Raw genomic sequence first — 14,237 nt, 5'->3', positions numbered from 1 at the left:
CATATCAATACTGTGTTGCGTTACGTGCTCGTGATGCGTTGAGCTTGCCCTGAGCTCGTGGGGAGCATTTGCTCGGAGTGGGTGTCTCCTATGTTTTTGAATGAGCGTTCAATGGTTCACGGGGCGGCTTCGCTCGATCCTCGGGATGGAGCCGGCGTCGGTGCCGAGCGGCGAACCTGCGAGGGGTCCGGCCGGGGCCCGGACTCGGCGGAGCGTCCGGCCGGGGTCTTCAAGTGGCGTCGCGGTCCCGGACTGCCGTGGCCGGCGGTGCGGTGGCCCGGTGTCGTCCCGAAACCGGTGCTGTCATGTCTCAAATGGCGGACGTTCCGGCCGGGGCCCTTGGCCTTCCGGTTTACACATGGGTAACACTGAAGGGTCGACTGTTGTCCGGGGCGACCGCCCGGACCGTCGTGTCCTGCGCGCGGCAATGGCGCCGAGCGCCCATCACCGGTTCCCGAACCGGTGTCAGCCGCGCCAGAAAGGGACCGCCGTGACCTCACGCCACGCCTCCACGCCCGCCATCGACCAGCTGCGCACCGACATCCTGCGCCGCAACCCGGCCGAACCCGAGTTCCACCAGGCGGCGCGCGAGGTGCTGGACACGCTGGCGCCGGTGCTCGCGGCGCGGCCGGAGTACGCCGTGCCGGGGCTCGTCGAGCGGCTGATCGAGCCGGAGCGGCAGATCATCTTCCGCGTGCCGTGGGAGGACGACAACGGTCGCGTTCACGTCAACCGGGGCTTCCGGATCGAATACAACTCCGCCCTCGGCCCCTACAAGGGCGGACTGCGGTTCCACCCCTCGGTGAACCTCGGGATCGTGAAGTTCCTCGGCTTCGAGCAGGTCTTCAAGAACGCGCTCACCGGCCTCGGCATCGGCGGCGGCAAGGGCGGCAGCGACTTCGACCCGCAGGGCCGCAGCGACTCCGAGGTCATGCGCTTCTGCCAGTCCTTCATGACCGAGCTGCACCGGCACATCGGCGAGTACACCGACGTGCCCGCCGGCGACATCGGGGTGGGCGCCCGCGAGATCGGCTACCTGTTCGGCCAGTACCGGCGGATCACCAACCGCTGGGAGGGCGGCGTGCTCACCGGCAAGCGGGCCGGCTGGGGCGGTTCGCTGATACGGCCGGAGGCCACCGGCTACGGCAACGTGCTGTTCGCCGAGGCGATGCTGCGCGTGCGCGGCGAGGACCTGCAGGGCCAGACGGCGGTCGTGTCCGGCTCCGGCAACGTCGCCATCTACACCATCCAGAAGCTCGCGGCCCTCGGCGCCAACCCGGTCACCTGCTCCGACTCCAGCGGCTACGTCGTGGACGAGAAGGGCATCGACCTGGAGCTGCTGCGCCAGGTCAAGGAGGTCGAGCGCGGGCGCGTGAGCACCTACGCCGAGCGCCGGGGCGGCTCGGCCCGGTTCGTGCCCGGCGGGCGCGTCTGGGAGGTCCCGGCGGACGTGGCGCTGCCCTCGGCGACGCAGAACGAGCTGAACGCGCAGGACGCCGCCACCCTCATCCGGCACGGCGTGAAGGCGGTGTCCGAGGGCGCCAACATGCCGACCACCCCCGAGGCGGTCCAGCTGCTCCAGCAGGCCGGGGTCGCCTTCGGCCCGGGCAAGGCGGCCAACGCGGGCGGTGTCGCGGTGAGCGCCCTGGAGATGACGCAGAACGCCTCGCGGACCTCGTGGAAGGCCGACCAGGTCGAGAACGAGCTGGCCCGGATCATGACCGACATCCACACCACCTGCGCCGAGACCGCCGAGCGCTACGGCTTCCCCGGTGACTACGTGACCGGCGCCAACATCGCCGGCTTCGAGCGGGTGGCCGACGCCATGCTGGCGCAGGGCGTCATCTGACGCACCCGCGTCATCGCGGAAGGGGCGGCGGTCCCGGGTGCCGTACGAGCGGACCTGGGACCGCCGCCTTTTCGTGCCGCTCGGTGACCGCACGGCAGTACCGGTCCGCGGCCGGCGGCGGCCCGGACGCCTGCCGCCGCCGGCGGCCACCACGGGGACGTGGGACGCGCTGCACCGAGCCGGCCCCGTACGGCCGTCCCGTCACGCGCTGAGCAGCAGCCCTGTCGGTCACGAGGGCGGGTCGACGGGCCGGGAGCCGATGGACCCCGCCCCCACCTCGGCCCAGACGGTCTTGAGCGGGGGCGGGCCGGGGACGACTCCCCACCGGTCGGCGAGGGCGTCCACGAGCAGCAGACCACGGCCGGACTCGGCGTCCTCGGCGTTCTCGGCGGCGGAGCGCTGCGGGCACGGCAGCCGGTCACCGCGTGTGTCGGTGACCTCGATACGGAGCGTGCCACCGACGACGTACAGCAACAGCCGGACGTTTCGGCCGGAGACGCGGCCGTGGGTGACGGCGTTGGCCGCCAGCTCCCCGACGATCAGCTCCGCGGGATGCGGCGGCAGCCCCCACGTGCGCAGTTGCTCGGTGGCGAGCAGCCGGGCGAGATGGGCGCCGCGAGGTGTGGACGACAGCTGGAGGCTGAAGTTCCGGACCGGGACGGCGGCAGTTCGGTGCGTCGAGTCGCTGATTTCCTGGTTCACGTCACTCAGCGTGTCGGAGCCTGCTTCCGTGCAGGAGTGACAACGCCACCACGTACCGTCACTGTCCCGGCTTCTGTCTCGGCTGTCCCGGGCGTTGTACGAGTAGGAGCACGCGTACGCGCGAAGGAGGAGCCGTGGACGAGGGTGTCGGCGAGGCGGGCTGGGACGTCGAACCGGACGACGAGATCGAGCCGGTGGTGCAGGCGGTGGGCCGCCTGCTCAGGGTCTGCCGGGAGTCCGCCGGGATGAGCGTGTCCGAACTGGCGGCCGCCCTCGGGTACGGCGAGGACATGATCCGCAAGATCGAACGCGGGGCCCGCATCCCGCGCCCCGAGTTCCTGGACCGGGCGGACCGGATCCTGAAGGCGCAGGGGCATCTGCGGGCCTTCATGGAGGACATGCGGAAGGCCCGGTATCCGAAGAAGGTGCGGCAGCTGGCCGAGCTGGAGGGGCGGGCGGTGGACGTGCTGCTGTACAGCAACCTCCATATCCACGGACTCTTGCAGACCGAGGAGTACGCACGGTCGATGTTCGGGGTCTACCGGCCCGCGCACTCACCGGACGTGCTGGAGGCCGGCGTCGCTGCGCGCATGGCCCGTCAGTCCATCTTCGAGCGAACTCCCATGCCGGAACTGAGTTTTGTCCAGGAGCAGGCGACACTCCAACGCCCGGTCGGGGGGACAATGGTGCTGCGTGGGCAGCTCGAACGCCTCCTTCAGGTGGCGGCACGGCCCAACGTGGAGCTCCAGGTGATGCCGACCGCGCGGTGGGACCACCCTGGACTGAACGGCCCGATCGAGTTGCTGAGGTTCGCGGACGGCACGGCCATCGGACGCTCCGACGGAGTGTTCAACGGCCGTCCGACCCGGGACCCCCGACAGCTGCGGGTCCTCGAACTGCGGTATGGCATCATCCGGGCGCAGGCGCTCTCGCCGGGGGAGTCCCTGGCCTTCATCGAGCAAATGCTGGGAGCACTATGAGTACCCCTGAACTCCATTGGTTCAAGAGCAGCTACAGCAGCGGCCCCGATGTGAACGACTGCCTCGAAGTCGCCCCCACCCCCACCACCGTCCACGTCCGCGACACCAAGAACGTCTCCGGCCCGCGACTGGCGCTCACGCCGGCGGCGTGGGCGGACTTCGTCACCTACGCGTCGCGGAGCTGATCCCCACCCGGCGTCCGTCCGTGTCTGGGCCGGGCGGGCGGTGGGCGTTTGACCTACGTCACCCTCGGGGTATTCTCTCCGGCTCGATTGGCCAGGCTCCCGCCCGCTGTGGCAGACTGTCCGAGTTGCTCGGTCGAGTGTTGATGCTGCGCGCCTCCCGCCGGGAGGACCGGAAGCGAGTCCCACAGTACTCGTCGTCCCATGCAATGCGCCGGAAGGCGTAGGGGCGGACGTACGGGAATCTTCCGGGAAGCGTGGGCGCGGCGCCGGCCAGGCGCCCGGTGGGCCGTCCGCCCCCGGTCCGCGGTTCTGGTAGGGCCGTGTCAATCCCGCAGGGGTGTTCGAACAAGGGACATCTGTGTCAGCGGGACCGCGACACGCCCGACCGCGTGGGTCGGAGGAACGGGCATCAGGAACCACCGGGTACCAGAGCGTTCACGAGAGACAGGACTACGAAGTAGCCATGGCGGGACAGAAGATCCGCATCCGGCTCAAGGCCTACGACCACGAGGTCATCGACTCCTCGGCGAAGAAGATCGTCGAGACGGTGACCCGTACTGGTGCGTCGGTCGCGGGCCCGGTGCCGCTGCCCACTGAGAAGAACGTGTACTGCGTCATCAAGTCGCCGCACAAGTACAAGGACTCGCGCGAGCACTTCGAGATGCGCACGCACAAGCGCCTGATCGACATCCTCGACCCGACTCCCAAGACCGTTGACTCTCTGATGCGACTCGACCTCCCGGCCGGTGTCGACATCGAGATCAAGCTCTGAGGGCCGGTGATCTGAGAATGGCTAAGCAGATCAAGGGCATCCTGGGCGAGAAGCTCGGCATGACGCAGGTGTGGGACGAGAACAACCGTGTTGTTCCGGTCACCGTCGTCAAGGCCGGCCCCAACGTCGTCACCCAGGTCCGCACGAACGACGTCGACGGCTACGAGTCGGTCCAGATCGCCTTCGGCGAGATCGACCCGCGCAAGGTGAACAAGCCCCTCAAGGGTCACTTCGCCAAGGCCGACGTCACCCCCCGTCGTCACCTCGTCGAGATCCGCACGGCGGACGCCTCCGAGTACACGCTGGGCCAGGAAGTCACCGCCGAGGTGTTCGAGGCCGGTGTGAAGGTCGACGTGACCGGCAAGAGCAAGGGCAAGGGCTTCGCCGGTGTCATGAAGCGCCACAACTTCGGTGGCCTCGGCGCCGGACACGGTACCCAGCGCAAGCACCGCTCGCCCGGTTCCATCGGTGGCTGCGCCACCCCGGGTCGTGTGTTCAAGGGCCTGCGCATGGCGGGTCGCATGGGCAACGAGCGGGTCACCACCCAGAACCTGACCGTCCACGCCGTTGACGCGGAGAAGGGTCTGCTGCTCATCAAGGGCGCGGTTCCCGGTCCGAACGGCGGCCTCGTCCTGGTCCGCACCGCGGCCAAGGGGGCCTGAGGTAACCGATGAGCACTGTTGACATCCTTTCGCCGGCGGGCGACAAGGCCGGTACCGTCGAGCTCCCCTCGGAGATCTTCGACGTCGAGAAGGTCAGCATCCCGCTGATCCACCAGGTCGTCGTCGCACAGCTGGCCGCTGCCCGCCAGGGCACGCACAAGACGAAGACGCGTGGCGAGGTTCGCGGCGGTGGCCGCAAGCCGTACCGCCAGAAGGGCACCGGCCGCGCCCGCCAGGGTTCGACCCGCGCCCCGCAGTTCGCCGGCGGTGGCATCGTCCACGGCCCGCAGCCGCGCGACTACTCGCAGCGGACCCCGAAGAAGATGAAGGCCGCGGCCCTGCGCCACGCCCTCACCGACCGGGCCCGCCACAACCGCATCCACGTCGTCACCGGCGTGGTCGAGGGCGAGACCCCCTCCACGAAGGCCGCCAAGAGCCTGTTCGGCAAGATCAGCGAGCGCAAGAACCTGCTCCTGGTCGTCGACCGCGCCGACGAGGCCGCGTGGCTGTCCGCCCGCAACCTGCCCCAGGTCCACATCCTGGAGCCGGGCCAGCTGAACACGTACGACGTTCTCGTCTCGGACGACGTGGTCTTCACCAAGGCCGCTTTCGAGTCCTTCGTCGCCGGCCCGAACAAGGCCAACGACAACGAAGGGAGCGAGGTCTGATGGCTGCCCGTCACCCCTCGATCGCCTCGAAGGCCGCCAAGGCGGCCAAGGCCCGTCGCGTCGCCAAGGCGCGCCGCCACGAGGCCGAAGGCAAGAACACCGTCGTCACCCCGGCGAGCAAGGCGTTCACGGACCCCCGTGACGTGCTGCTCAAGCCGGTCGTGTCGGAGAAGAGCTACGCGCTCATCGACGAGAACAAGTACACGTTCCTCGTCGCGCCTGGCTCCAACAAGACCCAGATCAAGGAGGCCGTGCAGGCGGTCTTCTCGGTCAAGGTCACCGGCGTCAACACGATCAACCGCGTCGGCAAGCGCAAGCGGACCCGTACGGGCTTCGGCCAGCGTGCCGCCACCAAGCGCGCGATCGTGACCCTCGCCGAGGGCGACCGTATCGACATCTTCGGCGGTCCGACCGCGTAAGCGGTCGGGATCGTCCAGATTTCGGAATCACTTCCGAGGACTGAGAGACAATGGGTATCCGCAAGTACAAGCCGACGACCCCGGGCCGTCGTGGCTCCAGCGTCGCCGACTTCGTCGAGGTCACGCGGTCCACGCCGGAGAAGTCGCTGGTCCGCCCGCTGCACAACAAGGGCGGCCGTAACAATTCCGGTCGTGTGACCGTCCGCCACCAGGGCGGCGGCCACAAGCGCGCCTACCGCGTGATCGACTTCCGTCGTCACGACAAGGACGGCGTGCCGGCGAAGGTCGCGCACATCGAGTACGACCCCAACCGCACCGCGCGCATCGCGCTGCTGCACTACGCGGACGGCGAGAAGCGCTACATTCTCGCGCCGCGTGACCTGAAGCAGGGCGACCGCGTCGAGAACGGTCCCGGGGCCGACATCAAGCCGGGCAACAACCTCGCCCTGCGCAACATCCCGGTCGGTACGACGCTGCACGCCATCGAGCTGCGTCCCGGCGGCGGCGCCAAGTTCGCCCGCTCCGCCGGCGCCTCGGTGCAGCTGCTCGCGAAGGAGGGCACCATGGCCCACCTGCGCATGCCGTCCGGCGAGATCCGCCTGGTCGACGCCCGCTGCCGCGCCACGGTCGGCGAGGTCGGCAACGCCGAGCAGAGCAACATCAACTGGGGCAAGGCCGGCCGCAAGCGGTGGCTGGGCGTCCGCCCGTCCGTCCGCGGTGTCGTGATGAACCCGGTGGACCACCCGCACGGTGGTGGTGAGGGCCGGACCTCCGGTGGCCGTCACCCCGTGTCCCCCTGGGGCCAGAAGGAAGGCCGTACTCGTTCGCCCAAGAAGGCGTCGAACAAGTACATCGTCCGCCGCCGCAAGACGAACAAGAAGCGCTAAGGACGGGTTGAGATGCCTCGTAGCTTGAAGAAGGGACCCTTCGTCGACGACCACCTGATCAAGAAGGTGGACGCGCAGAACGAAGCCGGTACCAAGAACGTCATCAAGACCTGGTCCCGTCGCTCGATGATCGTCCCGGCGATGCTGGGCCACACGATCGCGGTGCACAACGGCAAGACCCACATTCCGGTGTTTGTCACCGAGTCGATGGTCGGCCACAAGCTCGGCGAGTTCTCGCCGACCCGCACCTTCCGGGGCCACGTCAAGGACGACCGGAAGTCGAAGCGCCGCTAGTCGGCGGGGTGCAATCGACCATGACAGACACTGAAGGGACAACCATGGAAGCCAGGGCCCAGGCGCGGTACATCCGCGTCACGCCCATGAAGGCCCGCCGCGTGGTGGACCTCATCCGTGGCATGGATGCCACGGAGGCTCAGGCGGTCCTGCGTTTCGCCCCGCAGGCCGCGAGCGTGCCGGTGGGCAAGGTGCTGGACAGCGCCATTGCCAACGCCGCGCACAACTACGACCACACCGATGTCGACAGCCTCTTCATTTCCGAGGCCTACGTCGACGAGGGCCCGACCCTGAAGCGGTTCCGTCCGCGCGCCCAGGGCCGCGCCTACCGGATCCGCAAGCGGACCAGCCACATCACCGTGGTCGTCAGCAGCAAGGAAGGAACCCGGTAATGGGCCAGAAGGTAAACCCGCACGGGTTCCGGCTCGGTGTCACGACCGACTTCAAGTCGCGTTGGTACGCCGACAAGCTGTACAAGGACTACGTCAAGGAAGACGTCGCCATCCGTCGGATGATGACGTCCGGCATGGAGCGCGCCGGCATCTCCAAGGTCGAGATCGAGCGCACCCGTGACCGCGTCCGTGTGGACATCCACACGGCCCGTCCGGGCATCGTCATCGGCCGCCGCGGCGCCGAGGCCGACCGCATCCGCGGTGACCTCGAGAAGCTCACTGGCAAGCAGGTCCAGCTGAACATCCTCGAGGTCAAGAACCCCGAGACGGACGCTCAGCTCGTGGCCCAGGCCGTCGCCGAGCAGCTCTCCTCCCGCGTCTCCTTCCGCCGCGCCATGCGCAAGAGCATGCAGTCGGCGATGAAGGCGGGCGCCAAGGGCATCAAGATCCAGTGCGGTGGCCGCCTCGGCGGCGCCGAGATGTCCCGCTCGGAGTTCTACCGCGAGGGCCGCGTGCCCCTGCACACGCTCCGCGCGAACGTGGACTACGGCTTCTTCGAGGCCAAGACGACCTTCGGCCGCATCGGTGTGAAGGTCTGGATCTACAAGGGCGACGTCAAGAACATCGCCGAGGTCCGCGCCGAGAACGCCGCAGCCCGCGCGGGCAACCGCCCGGCGCGCGGCGGTGCCGACCGCCCGGCCCGTGGTGGCCGCGGTGGCGAGCGGCGCGGTCGCAAGCCGCAGCAGCAGGCTCCGGCCGCCGAGGCCCCCAAGGCCGAGGCTCCCGCCGCTGCTCCGGCTGAGAGCACCGGAACGGAGGCCTGACCGACATGCTGATCCCCCGTAGGGTCAAGCACCGCAAGCAGCACCACCCCAAGCGCACCGGTATGTCGAAGGGTGGCACGCAGGTTGCGTTCGGCGAGTACGGCATCCAGGCGCTGACCCCGGCGTACGTGACGAACCGCCAGATCGAGGCGGCTCGTATCGCCATGACCCGTCACATCAAGCGTGGCGGCAAGGTCTGGATCAACATCTACCCGGACCGCCCCCTCACCAAGAAGCCGGCCGAGACCCGCATGGGTTCCGGTAAGGGTTCCCCGGAGTGGTGGGTGGCCAACGTCAAGCCCGGACGCGTGATGTTCGAGCTGTCGTACCCCAACGAGAAGATCGCGCGCGAGGCCCTGACCCGTGCGGCCCACAAGCTGCCGATGAAGTGCAAGATCGTCAAGCGCGAGGCAGGTGAAGCGTGATGTCGGCCGGTACCAAGGCGTCAGAGCTGCGCGAGCTGGGCAACGAGGAGCTTCTCGCGAAGCTCCGCGAGGCCAAGGAAGAGCTGTTCAACCTCCGTTTCCAGGCGGCGACCGGGCAGCTCGAGAACCACGGCCGTCTGAAGGCGGTCCGCAAGGACATCGCGCGGATCTACACCCTGATGCGCGAGCGTGAGCTGGGCATCGAAACGGTGGAGAACGCCTGATGAGCGAGAACAACGTGACTGAGACGAACACTGAGGCTCGGGGCTTCCGCAAGACCCGCGAGGGCATCGTCGTCAGCGACAAGATGGACAAGACCGTCGTCGTCGCCGTCGAGGACCGCAAGAAGCACGCGCTGTACGGCAAGGTCATCCGCAGCACGAGCAAGCTCAAGGCCCACGACGAGCAGAACGCCGCCGGCGTCGGTGACCGCGTCCTCCTGATGGAGACCCGGCCGCTGTCCGCGACGAAGCACTGGCGCATCGTCGAGATCCTCGAGAAGGCCAAGTAAGCAGTTCCCGCAAGGGAATTGCACCAGTACGTTCCCGCGAGGCACCCCTCGCAGGACAGTTCCGCCAGGCTCCGGGGGTCGCTCACCCACGTGGTGAAGCGCCCCCGGGGAACCGGCAGACAATCAGGAGATAGACGTGATCCAGCAGGAGTCGCGACTGCGTGTCGCCGACAACACGGGTGCGAAGGAGATCCTTTGCATCCGTGTGCTCGGTGGCTCCGGTCGCCGCTACGCGGGCATCGGTGACGTCATCGTCGCCACCGTCAAGGACGCGATCCCCGGTGGCAACGTGAAGAAGGGTGACGTCGTCAAGGCGGTCATCGTTCGCACCGTCAAGGAGCGCCGCCGTCCGGACGGCTCGTACATCCGCTTCGACGAGAACGCCGCCGTCATCCTCAAGAACGACGGCGACCCTCGTGGCACCCGTATCTTCGGCCCGGTCGGCCGTGAGCTGCGCGAGAAGAAGTTCATGAAGATCATCTCCCTCGCGCCGGAGGTGCTGTGAGCATGAAGATCAAGAAGGGCGACCTGGTCCAGGTCATCACCGGCAAGGACAAGGGCAAGCAGGGCAAGGTCATTGCCGCTTACCCGCGCGAGGAGCGCGTCCTGGTCGAGGGTGTCAACCGGGTCAAGAAGCACACCAAGGCCGGTCCGACGGCAGGCGGTTCGCAGGCCGGCGGCATCGTGACCACCGAGGCGCCGGTCCACGTCTCCAACGTCCAGCTGGTCGTGGAGAAGGACGGCAAGAAGGTCGTCACGCGCGTCGGTTACCGCTTCGACGACGAGGGCAACAAGATCCGCGTTGCCAAGCGGACGGGTGAGGACATCTGATGGCTACCACCACCACTCCGCGTCTGAAGACGAAGTACCGCGAGGAGATCGCGGGCAAGCTGCGTGAGGAGTTCTCCTACGAGAACGTCATGCAGGTTCCCGGCCTCGTCAAGATCGTGGTCAACATGGGTGTGGGCGACGCCGCCCGCGACTCCAAGCTGATCGAGGGCGCCATCCGCGACCTCACCACGATCACCGGTCAGAAGCCGGCCGTCACCAAGGCCCGCAAGTCCATCGCGCAGTTCAAGCTGCGCGAGGGCCAGCCGATCGGTGCCCACGTCACGCTCCGTGGCGACCGCATGTGGGAGTTCCTGGACCGCACCCTGTCGCTCGCGCTGCCGCGCATCCGCGACTTCCGCGGCCTGTCCCCCAAGCAGTTCGACGGCCGTGGCAACTACACCTTCGGTCTCACGGAGCAGGTCATGTTCCACGAGATCGACCAGGACAAGATCGACCGCGTCCGGGGTATGGACATCACCGTGGTGACCACGGCGACCAACGACGCTGAGGGCCGTGCGCTCCTTCGTCACCTCGGCTTCCCCTTCAAGGAGGCGTGAGCGAGATGGCGAAGAAGGCTCTGATCGCTAAGGCTGCTCGCAAGCCCAAGTTCGGTGTGCGTGGCTACACCCGCTGCCAGCGCTGTGGCCGCCCGCACTCCGTGTACCGCAAGTTCGGCCTGTGCCGCGTGTGCCTTCGTGAGATGGCTCACCGCGGCGAGCTGCCGGGCGTGACCAAGAGCTCCTGGTAAGACGGTCCTTCAGGACCACCAGGGCTCTCGGTAAGCAACCGGTACGGCAGGGGGCCCACGCCGCATGCCTTAGGCTTGTGGGGTTGGGCGCCTGCCGTACCCGTACGCCACGCGGGCACACCGCCCGCCAATGATTGCTTACTACGCCGTAGGTCCACCGCGCCGCACCCGTCCCGTCTCGGATCGGGGAGAGGGATGGCGCACCAGGAAACCACGGCGAGAGAGGCCGAAGGCCAATTCATGACCATGACTGATCCGATCGCAGACATGCTCACGCGTCTGCGGAACGCGAACTCGGCATACCACGACTCCGTGGCGATGCCGCACTCGAAGATCAAGTCTCACATCGCGGAGATCCTCCAGCAGGAGGGCTTCATCACGGGCTGGAAGGTCGAGGACGCCGAGGTCGGCAAGAACCTCGTCCTGGAGCTGAAGTTCGGCCCCAACCGTGAGCGCTCCATCGCGGGCATCAAGCGGATCTCCAAGCCCGGTCTCCGGGTGTACGCGAAGTCCACCTCCCTGCCGAAGGTGCTGGGCGGCCTCGGCGTGGCGATCATCTCCACGTCGCACGGGCTCCTCACCGACAAGCAGGCCGGCAAGAAGGGCGTGGGTGGGGAAGTCCTCGCCTACGTCTGGTAGCAGAAGGGAACGGAGGAAACAGCTATGTCGCGCATCGGCAAGCTCCCCATCGCGGTTCCCGCCGGCGTGGACGTCACCATCGACGGCCGTACGGTCGCGGTCAAGGGCCCGAAGGGCACGCTGACCCACACCGTCGTGGCGCCGATCGAGATCGCCAAGGGCGAGGACGGCGTGCTCAACGTCACCCGCCCCAACGACGAGCGTCAGAACAAGGCCCTGCACGGCCTGTCGCGCACGCTGGTGGCGAACATGATCACCGGCGTGACCCAGGGTTACGTGAAGAAGCTCGAGATCAGCGGTGTCGGTTACCGCGTGCTCGCCAAGGGTTCGAACCTGGAGTTCTCCCTCGGTTACAGCCACCCGATCCTGGTCGAGGCCCCCGAGGGCATCACCTTCAAGGTGGAGTCCCCGACCCGTTTCTCGGTCGAGGGCATCGACAAGCAGAAGGTCGGCGAGGTTGCGGCCAACATCCGCAAGCTGCGCAAGCCCGACCCGTACAAGGCCAAGGGCGTCAAGTACGAGGGCGAAGTCATCCGCCGCAAGGTCGGAAAGGCGGGTAAGTAAGCCATGGCATACGGGCAGAAGATCCTCAAGGGCGACGCCTACAAGCGCGCCGCGATCAAGCGCCGTCACATCCGGATCCGCAAGAAGGTCGCGGGTACGGCGGAGCGTCCCCGTCTCGTCGTGACCCGCTCGAACCGCCACATCGTGGCGCAGGTCATCGACGACCTGAAGGGCCACACCGTGGCGTCGGCGTCCACCCTGGACAGCTCGATCCGCAGTGGCGAGGGCGACAAGTCCGCGCAGGCCAAGCAGGTCGGTGCCCTGGTCGCCGAGCGTGCCAAGGCCGCCGGTGTCGAGGCCGTCGTGTTCGACCGTGGTGGCAACCAGTACGCCGGGCGCATCGCCGCCCTGGCGGACGCCGCCCGCGAAGCCGGGCTCAAGTTCTGAGCCGGTTCCGGAGCTAGCGGAAACAGAGAGAGGTAATTCCAATGGCTGGACCCCAGCGCCGCGGTGGCGGCGCCGGTGGCGGCGAGCGGCGGGACCGGAAGGGCCGTGACGGCGGCGCTGCTGCCGCCGAGAAGACCGCGTACGTTGAGCGCGTCGTCGCGATCAACCGCGTCGCCAAGGTTGTGAAGGGTGGTCGTCGCTTCAGCTTCACCGCGCTGGTCGTGGTGGGCGACGGTGACGGCACCGTGGGTGTCGGATACGGCAAGGCCAAGGAGGTGCCGGCCGCCATCGCCAAGGGCGTTGAGGAGGCCAAGAAGCACTTCTTCAAGGTCCCCCGCATCCAGGGCACCATCCCGCACCCCATTCAGGGTGAGAAGGCTGCCGGCGTCGTGCTGCTCAAGCCCGCCTCCCCGGGTACCGGTGTGATCGCCGGTGGTCCGGTGCGTGCCGTGCTCGAGTGCGCCGGTATTCACGACGTGCTGTCGAAGTCGCTCGGCTCCGACAACGCGATCAACATCGTGCACGCGACCGTGGAGGCCCTCAAGGGCCTGCAGCGTCCCGAGGAGATCGCGGCCCGCCGCGGTCTGCCGCTCGAGGACGTCGCCCCCGCGGCTCTTCTCCGTGCGCGTGCCGGGGCGGGTGCGTAATCATGGCGCAGCTCAGGATTACGCAGGTCAAGTCCTACATCGGCAGCAAGCAGAACCACCGTGACACCCTGCGCACCCTTGGTCTCAAGGGCATCAACACGCAGGTCGTCAAGGAGGACCGCCCCGAGTTCCGCGGCATGGTGCACACCGTCCGCCACCTCGTGACGGTCGAGGAGGTCGACTGATCATGGCGGAGCAGAACCCGCTCAAGATCCACAACCTCCGTCCCGCCCCGGGCGCCAAGACCGCCAAGACCCGTGTGGGTCGTGGTGAGGCGTCGAAGGGTAAGACGGCCGGTCGTGGTACCAAGGGCACCAAGGCCCGCTACCAGGTTCCGGAGCGCTTCGAGGGTGGCCAGATGCCGCTGCACATGCGCCTCCCGAAGCTGAAGGGCTTCAAGAACCCGTTCAAGACCGAGTTCCAGGTCGTGAACCTGGACCGTCTCGCCTCCCTCTACCCCGAGGGCGGGGAGGTCACGGTCGAGGACCTGGTCGCCAAGGGTGCCGTTCGCAAGAACAGCCTCGTCAAGGTGCTCGGCCAGGGCGAGATCTCCGTGGCGCTGCAGGTGACGGTCGACGCCGTCTCCGGCTCCGCCAAGGAGAAGATCACCGCCGCCGGCGGCACCGTCACCGAGCTCGTCTGAACCCCTCGGACGAGCCGATGACTTGAGCGATCCCGACCGGGGATACCCCACATTTGGGGTATCCCCGGTTGGTCGTTCCTAGGGCGGCAGTCTCGCCGGTAAGGTGGCCTGCGCTGCCCAATTCCACCGGGCGCCCCACACGGGCACTCGGAGCGGCAGTTGACCGTTACGTATTTGTCGAACCTCAAGACCGTCACCCTTGACGCAG

25 protein-coding genes are annotated in these 14,237 nt (G+C 67.8%); 24 read left to right on the top strand and 1 reads right to left on the bottom strand.

Annotation, left to right across the window (positions count from 1 at the left end):
• Positions 1-490: 490 nt before the first annotated feature.
• Entirely contained in the window at positions 491-1,849 is a 1,359-nt protein-coding gene (gene gdhA, locus ACSU53_RS12295) for an NADP-specific glutamate dehydrogenase (RefSeq protein WP_437027240.1), read from the top strand.
• Between the two features lie 228 nt (positions 1,850-2,077).
• Here the strand turns inward: gdhA and ACSU53_RS12290 are convergent, their stop codons facing one another.
• On the bottom strand, positions 2,078-2,551 hold the full coding sequence (locus tag ACSU53_RS12290; protein WP_437027238.1) for an ATP-binding protein: 474 nt from the start codon (positions 2,549-2,551) through the stop codon (positions 2,078-2,080).
• A 134-nt stretch (positions 2,552-2,685) separates the two neighbouring features.
• Here ACSU53_RS12290 and ACSU53_RS12285 point away from each other — a divergent pair, with 134 nt between their 5' ends.
• The 23 genes from ACSU53_RS12285 (at position 2,686) to rplO (ending at position 14,029) form a co-directional block, all read left to right on the top strand.
• Positions 2,686-3,531 carry a helix-turn-helix domain-containing protein gene (locus ACSU53_RS12285; RefSeq protein ID WP_437027236.1) on the top strand — a complete coding sequence of 282 codons (846 nt, stop codon included), beginning with the start codon at positions 2,686-2,688 and terminating at the stop codon, positions 3,529-3,531.
• Positions 3,528-3,716 carry a DUF397 domain-containing protein gene (locus tag ACSU53_RS12280; protein ID WP_437027235.1) on the top strand — a complete coding sequence of 63 codons (189 nt, stop codon included), beginning with the start codon at positions 3,528-3,530 and terminating at the stop codon, positions 3,714-3,716. Before ACSU53_RS12285 ends, ACSU53_RS12280 begins: the two co-directional genes overlap by 4 nt.
• 463 nt (positions 3,717-4,179) lie before the next feature.
• Positions 4,180-4,488, top strand: a complete 309-nt coding sequence (gene rpsJ, locus ACSU53_RS12275) for a 30S ribosomal protein S10 (protein ID WP_003948644.1) — start codon at positions 4,180-4,182, stop codon at positions 4,486-4,488.
• A gap of 17 nt (positions 4,489-4,505) precedes the next feature.
• A complete protein-coding gene (rplC, locus tag ACSU53_RS12270; RefSeq protein ID WP_437027233.1) occupies positions 4,506-5,150 on the top strand; it encodes a 50S ribosomal protein L3 in 645 nt (214 codons plus the stop codon).
• 8 nt (positions 5,151-5,158) lie between these two features.
• Positions 5,159-5,818, top strand: a complete 660-nt coding sequence (gene rplD / locus ACSU53_RS12265; RefSeq protein ID WP_192229672.1) for a 50S ribosomal protein L4 — start codon at positions 5,159-5,161, stop codon at positions 5,816-5,818.
• Positions 5,818-6,237, top strand: coding sequence for a 50S ribosomal protein L23 (gene rplW, locus ACSU53_RS12260; RefSeq protein ID WP_362090612.1), 420 nt, complete (start codon positions 5,818-5,820; stop codon positions 6,235-6,237). Before rplD ends, rplW begins: the two co-directional genes overlap by 1 nt.
• Positions 6,238-6,287: 50 nt before the next feature.
• Positions 6,288-7,124 (top strand): 50S ribosomal protein L2, encoded by an 837-nt coding sequence (gene rplB / locus ACSU53_RS12255; protein ID WP_164332808.1) that lies wholly within the window; start codon positions 6,288-6,290, stop codon positions 7,122-7,124.
• Between the two features lie 12 nt (positions 7,125-7,136).
• On the top strand, positions 7,137-7,418 hold the full coding sequence (gene rpsS / locus ACSU53_RS12250; RefSeq protein ID WP_010036728.1) for a 30S ribosomal protein S19: 282 nt from the start codon (positions 7,137-7,139) through the stop codon (positions 7,416-7,418).
• A 44-nt stretch (positions 7,419-7,462) separates the two neighbouring features.
• A complete protein-coding gene (gene rplV, locus ACSU53_RS12245; RefSeq protein WP_006130776.1) occupies positions 7,463-7,810 on the top strand; it encodes a 50S ribosomal protein L22 in 348 nt (115 codons plus the stop codon).
• The gene (rpsC, locus tag ACSU53_RS12240; protein ID WP_164332810.1) at positions 7,810-8,634 is read left to right on the top strand and encodes a 30S ribosomal protein S3; all 825 of its coding nucleotides are present in this window, start codon (positions 7,810-7,812) and stop codon (positions 8,632-8,634) included. Before rplV ends, rpsC begins: the two co-directional genes overlap by 1 nt.
• A gap of 5 nt (positions 8,635-8,639) precedes the next feature.
• Positions 8,640-9,059 carry a 50S ribosomal protein L16 gene (rplP, locus tag ACSU53_RS12235; protein WP_125504725.1) on the top strand — a complete coding sequence of 140 codons (420 nt, stop codon included), beginning with the start codon at positions 8,640-8,642 and terminating at the stop codon, positions 9,057-9,059.
• Positions 9,059-9,283 (top strand): 50S ribosomal protein L29, encoded by a 225-nt coding sequence (gene rpmC / locus ACSU53_RS12230; protein WP_007494763.1) that lies wholly within the window; start codon positions 9,059-9,061, stop codon positions 9,281-9,283. The genes rplP and rpmC overlap by 1 nt, the downstream gene beginning before the upstream one ends.
• A complete protein-coding gene (rpsQ, locus tag ACSU53_RS12225; RefSeq protein ID WP_023587024.1) occupies positions 9,283-9,570 on the top strand; it encodes a 30S ribosomal protein S17 in 288 nt (95 codons plus the stop codon). Before rpmC ends, rpsQ begins: the two co-directional genes overlap by 1 nt.
• A 136-nt stretch (positions 9,571-9,706) precedes the next feature.
• A complete protein-coding gene (rplN, locus tag ACSU53_RS12220) occupies positions 9,707-10,075 on the top strand; it encodes a 50S ribosomal protein L14 (protein WP_003998823.1) in 369 nt (122 codons plus the stop codon).
• Positions 10,076-10,077: 2 nt separating this feature from the next.
• Positions 10,078-10,401, top strand: a complete 324-nt coding sequence (gene rplX, locus ACSU53_RS12215) for a 50S ribosomal protein L24 (protein WP_164332812.1) — start codon at positions 10,078-10,080, stop codon at positions 10,399-10,401.
• Positions 10,401-10,958 carry a 50S ribosomal protein L5 gene (rplE, locus tag ACSU53_RS12210; protein ID WP_019329632.1) on the top strand — a complete coding sequence of 186 codons (558 nt, stop codon included), beginning with the start codon at positions 10,401-10,403 and terminating at the stop codon, positions 10,956-10,958. Before rplX ends, rplE begins: the two co-directional genes overlap by 1 nt.
• Positions 10,959-10,963: 5 nt before the next feature.
• Entirely contained in the window at positions 10,964-11,149 is a 186-nt protein-coding gene (locus ACSU53_RS12205) for a type Z 30S ribosomal protein S14 (protein WP_003948630.1), read from the top strand.
• 240 nt (positions 11,150-11,389) lie between these two features.
• Positions 11,390-11,788, top strand: coding sequence for a 30S ribosomal protein S8 (rpsH, locus tag ACSU53_RS12200; RefSeq protein ID WP_184760998.1), 399 nt, complete (start codon positions 11,390-11,392; stop codon positions 11,786-11,788).
• A 24-nt stretch (positions 11,789-11,812) separates the two neighbouring features.
• The gene (rplF, locus tag ACSU53_RS12195; protein WP_164332813.1) at positions 11,813-12,352 is read left to right on the top strand and encodes a 50S ribosomal protein L6; all 540 of its coding nucleotides are present in this window, start codon (positions 11,813-11,815) and stop codon (positions 12,350-12,352) included.
• Between the two features lie 3 nt (positions 12,353-12,355).
• On the top strand, positions 12,356-12,739 hold the full coding sequence (gene rplR / locus ACSU53_RS12190; protein WP_164332814.1) for a 50S ribosomal protein L18: 384 nt from the start codon (positions 12,356-12,358) through the stop codon (positions 12,737-12,739).
• A 41-nt stretch (positions 12,740-12,780) separates the two neighbouring features.
• Entirely contained in the window at positions 12,781-13,386 is a 606-nt protein-coding gene (rpsE, locus tag ACSU53_RS12185) for a 30S ribosomal protein S5 (RefSeq protein ID WP_009190144.1), read from the top strand.
• 2 nt (positions 13,387-13,388) lie between these two features.
• The gene (gene rpmD / locus ACSU53_RS12180) at positions 13,389-13,571 is read left to right on the top strand and encodes a 50S ribosomal protein L30 (RefSeq protein WP_362090619.1); all 183 of its coding nucleotides are present in this window, start codon (positions 13,389-13,391) and stop codon (positions 13,569-13,571) included.
• 2 nt (positions 13,572-13,573) lie between these two features.
• The gene (gene rplO / locus ACSU53_RS12175) at positions 13,574-14,029 is read left to right on the top strand and encodes a 50S ribosomal protein L15 (RefSeq protein WP_164332817.1); all 456 of its coding nucleotides are present in this window, start codon (positions 13,574-13,576) and stop codon (positions 14,027-14,029) included.
• The last annotated feature ends 208 nt before the right edge of the window (positions 14,030-14,237 follow it).

This window comes from Streptomyces sp. enrichment culture, from assembly GCF_964273255.1.
In the GTDB taxonomy this organism is placed as follows: Bacteria; Actinomycetota; Actinomycetes; order Streptomycetales; family Streptomycetaceae; genus Streptomyces.
Note: the sequence above shows the minus strand (reverse complement) of the source record. Positions and strands in the feature narration are given on the sequence as shown.

Coding starts and splice junctions, on each gene's coding strand:
- ACSU53_RS12280 (WP_437027235.1), top strand. CDS start 3,528: ATGAGTACCCCTGAACTCCATTGGTTCAAGAGCAGCTACAGCAGCGGC.
- rpsJ (WP_003948644.1), top strand. CDS start 4,180: ATGGCGGGACAGAAGATCCGCATCCGGCTCAAGGCCTACGACCACGAG.
- rplC (WP_437027233.1), top strand. CDS start 4,506: ATGGCTAAGCAGATCAAGGGCATCCTGGGCGAGAAGCTCGGCATGACG.
- rplD (WP_192229672.1), top strand. CDS start 5,159: ATGAGCACTGTTGACATCCTTTCGCCGGCGGGCGACAAGGCCGGTACC.
- rplW (WP_362090612.1), top strand. CDS start 5,818: ATGGCTGCCCGTCACCCCTCGATCGCCTCGAAGGCCGCCAAGGCGGCC.
- rplB (WP_164332808.1), top strand. CDS start 6,288: ATGGGTATCCGCAAGTACAAGCCGACGACCCCGGGCCGTCGTGGCTCC.
- rpsS (WP_010036728.1), top strand. CDS start 7,137: ATGCCTCGTAGCTTGAAGAAGGGACCCTTCGTCGACGACCACCTGATC.
- rplV (WP_006130776.1), top strand. CDS start 7,463: ATGGAAGCCAGGGCCCAGGCGCGGTACATCCGCGTCACGCCCATGAAG.
- rpsC (WP_164332810.1), top strand. CDS start 7,810: ATGGGCCAGAAGGTAAACCCGCACGGGTTCCGGCTCGGTGTCACGACC.
- rplP (WP_125504725.1), top strand. CDS start 8,640: ATGCTGATCCCCCGTAGGGTCAAGCACCGCAAGCAGCACCACCCCAAG.
- rpmC (WP_007494763.1), top strand. CDS start 9,059: ATGTCGGCCGGTACCAAGGCGTCAGAGCTGCGCGAGCTGGGCAACGAG.
- rpsQ (WP_023587024.1), top strand. CDS start 9,283: ATGAGCGAGAACAACGTGACTGAGACGAACACTGAGGCTCGGGGCTTC.
- rplX (WP_164332812.1), top strand. CDS start 10,078: ATGAAGATCAAGAAGGGCGACCTGGTCCAGGTCATCACCGGCAAGGAC.
- rplE (WP_019329632.1), top strand. CDS start 10,401: ATGGCTACCACCACCACTCCGCGTCTGAAGACGAAGTACCGCGAGGAG.
- ACSU53_RS12205 (WP_003948630.1), top strand. CDS start 10,964: ATGGCGAAGAAGGCTCTGATCGCTAAGGCTGCTCGCAAGCCCAAGTTC.
- rpsH (WP_184760998.1), top strand. CDS start 11,390: ATGACCATGACTGATCCGATCGCAGACATGCTCACGCGTCTGCGGAAC.
- rplF (WP_164332813.1), top strand. CDS start 11,813: ATGTCGCGCATCGGCAAGCTCCCCATCGCGGTTCCCGCCGGCGTGGAC.
- rplR (WP_164332814.1), top strand. CDS start 12,356: ATGGCATACGGGCAGAAGATCCTCAAGGGCGACGCCTACAAGCGCGCC.
- rpsE (WP_009190144.1), top strand. CDS start 12,781: ATGGCTGGACCCCAGCGCCGCGGTGGCGGCGCCGGTGGCGGCGAGCGG.
- rpmD (WP_362090619.1), top strand. CDS start 13,389: ATGGCGCAGCTCAGGATTACGCAGGTCAAGTCCTACATCGGCAGCAAG.
- rplO (WP_164332817.1), top strand. CDS start 13,574: ATGGCGGAGCAGAACCCGCTCAAGATCCACAACCTCCGTCCCGCCCCG.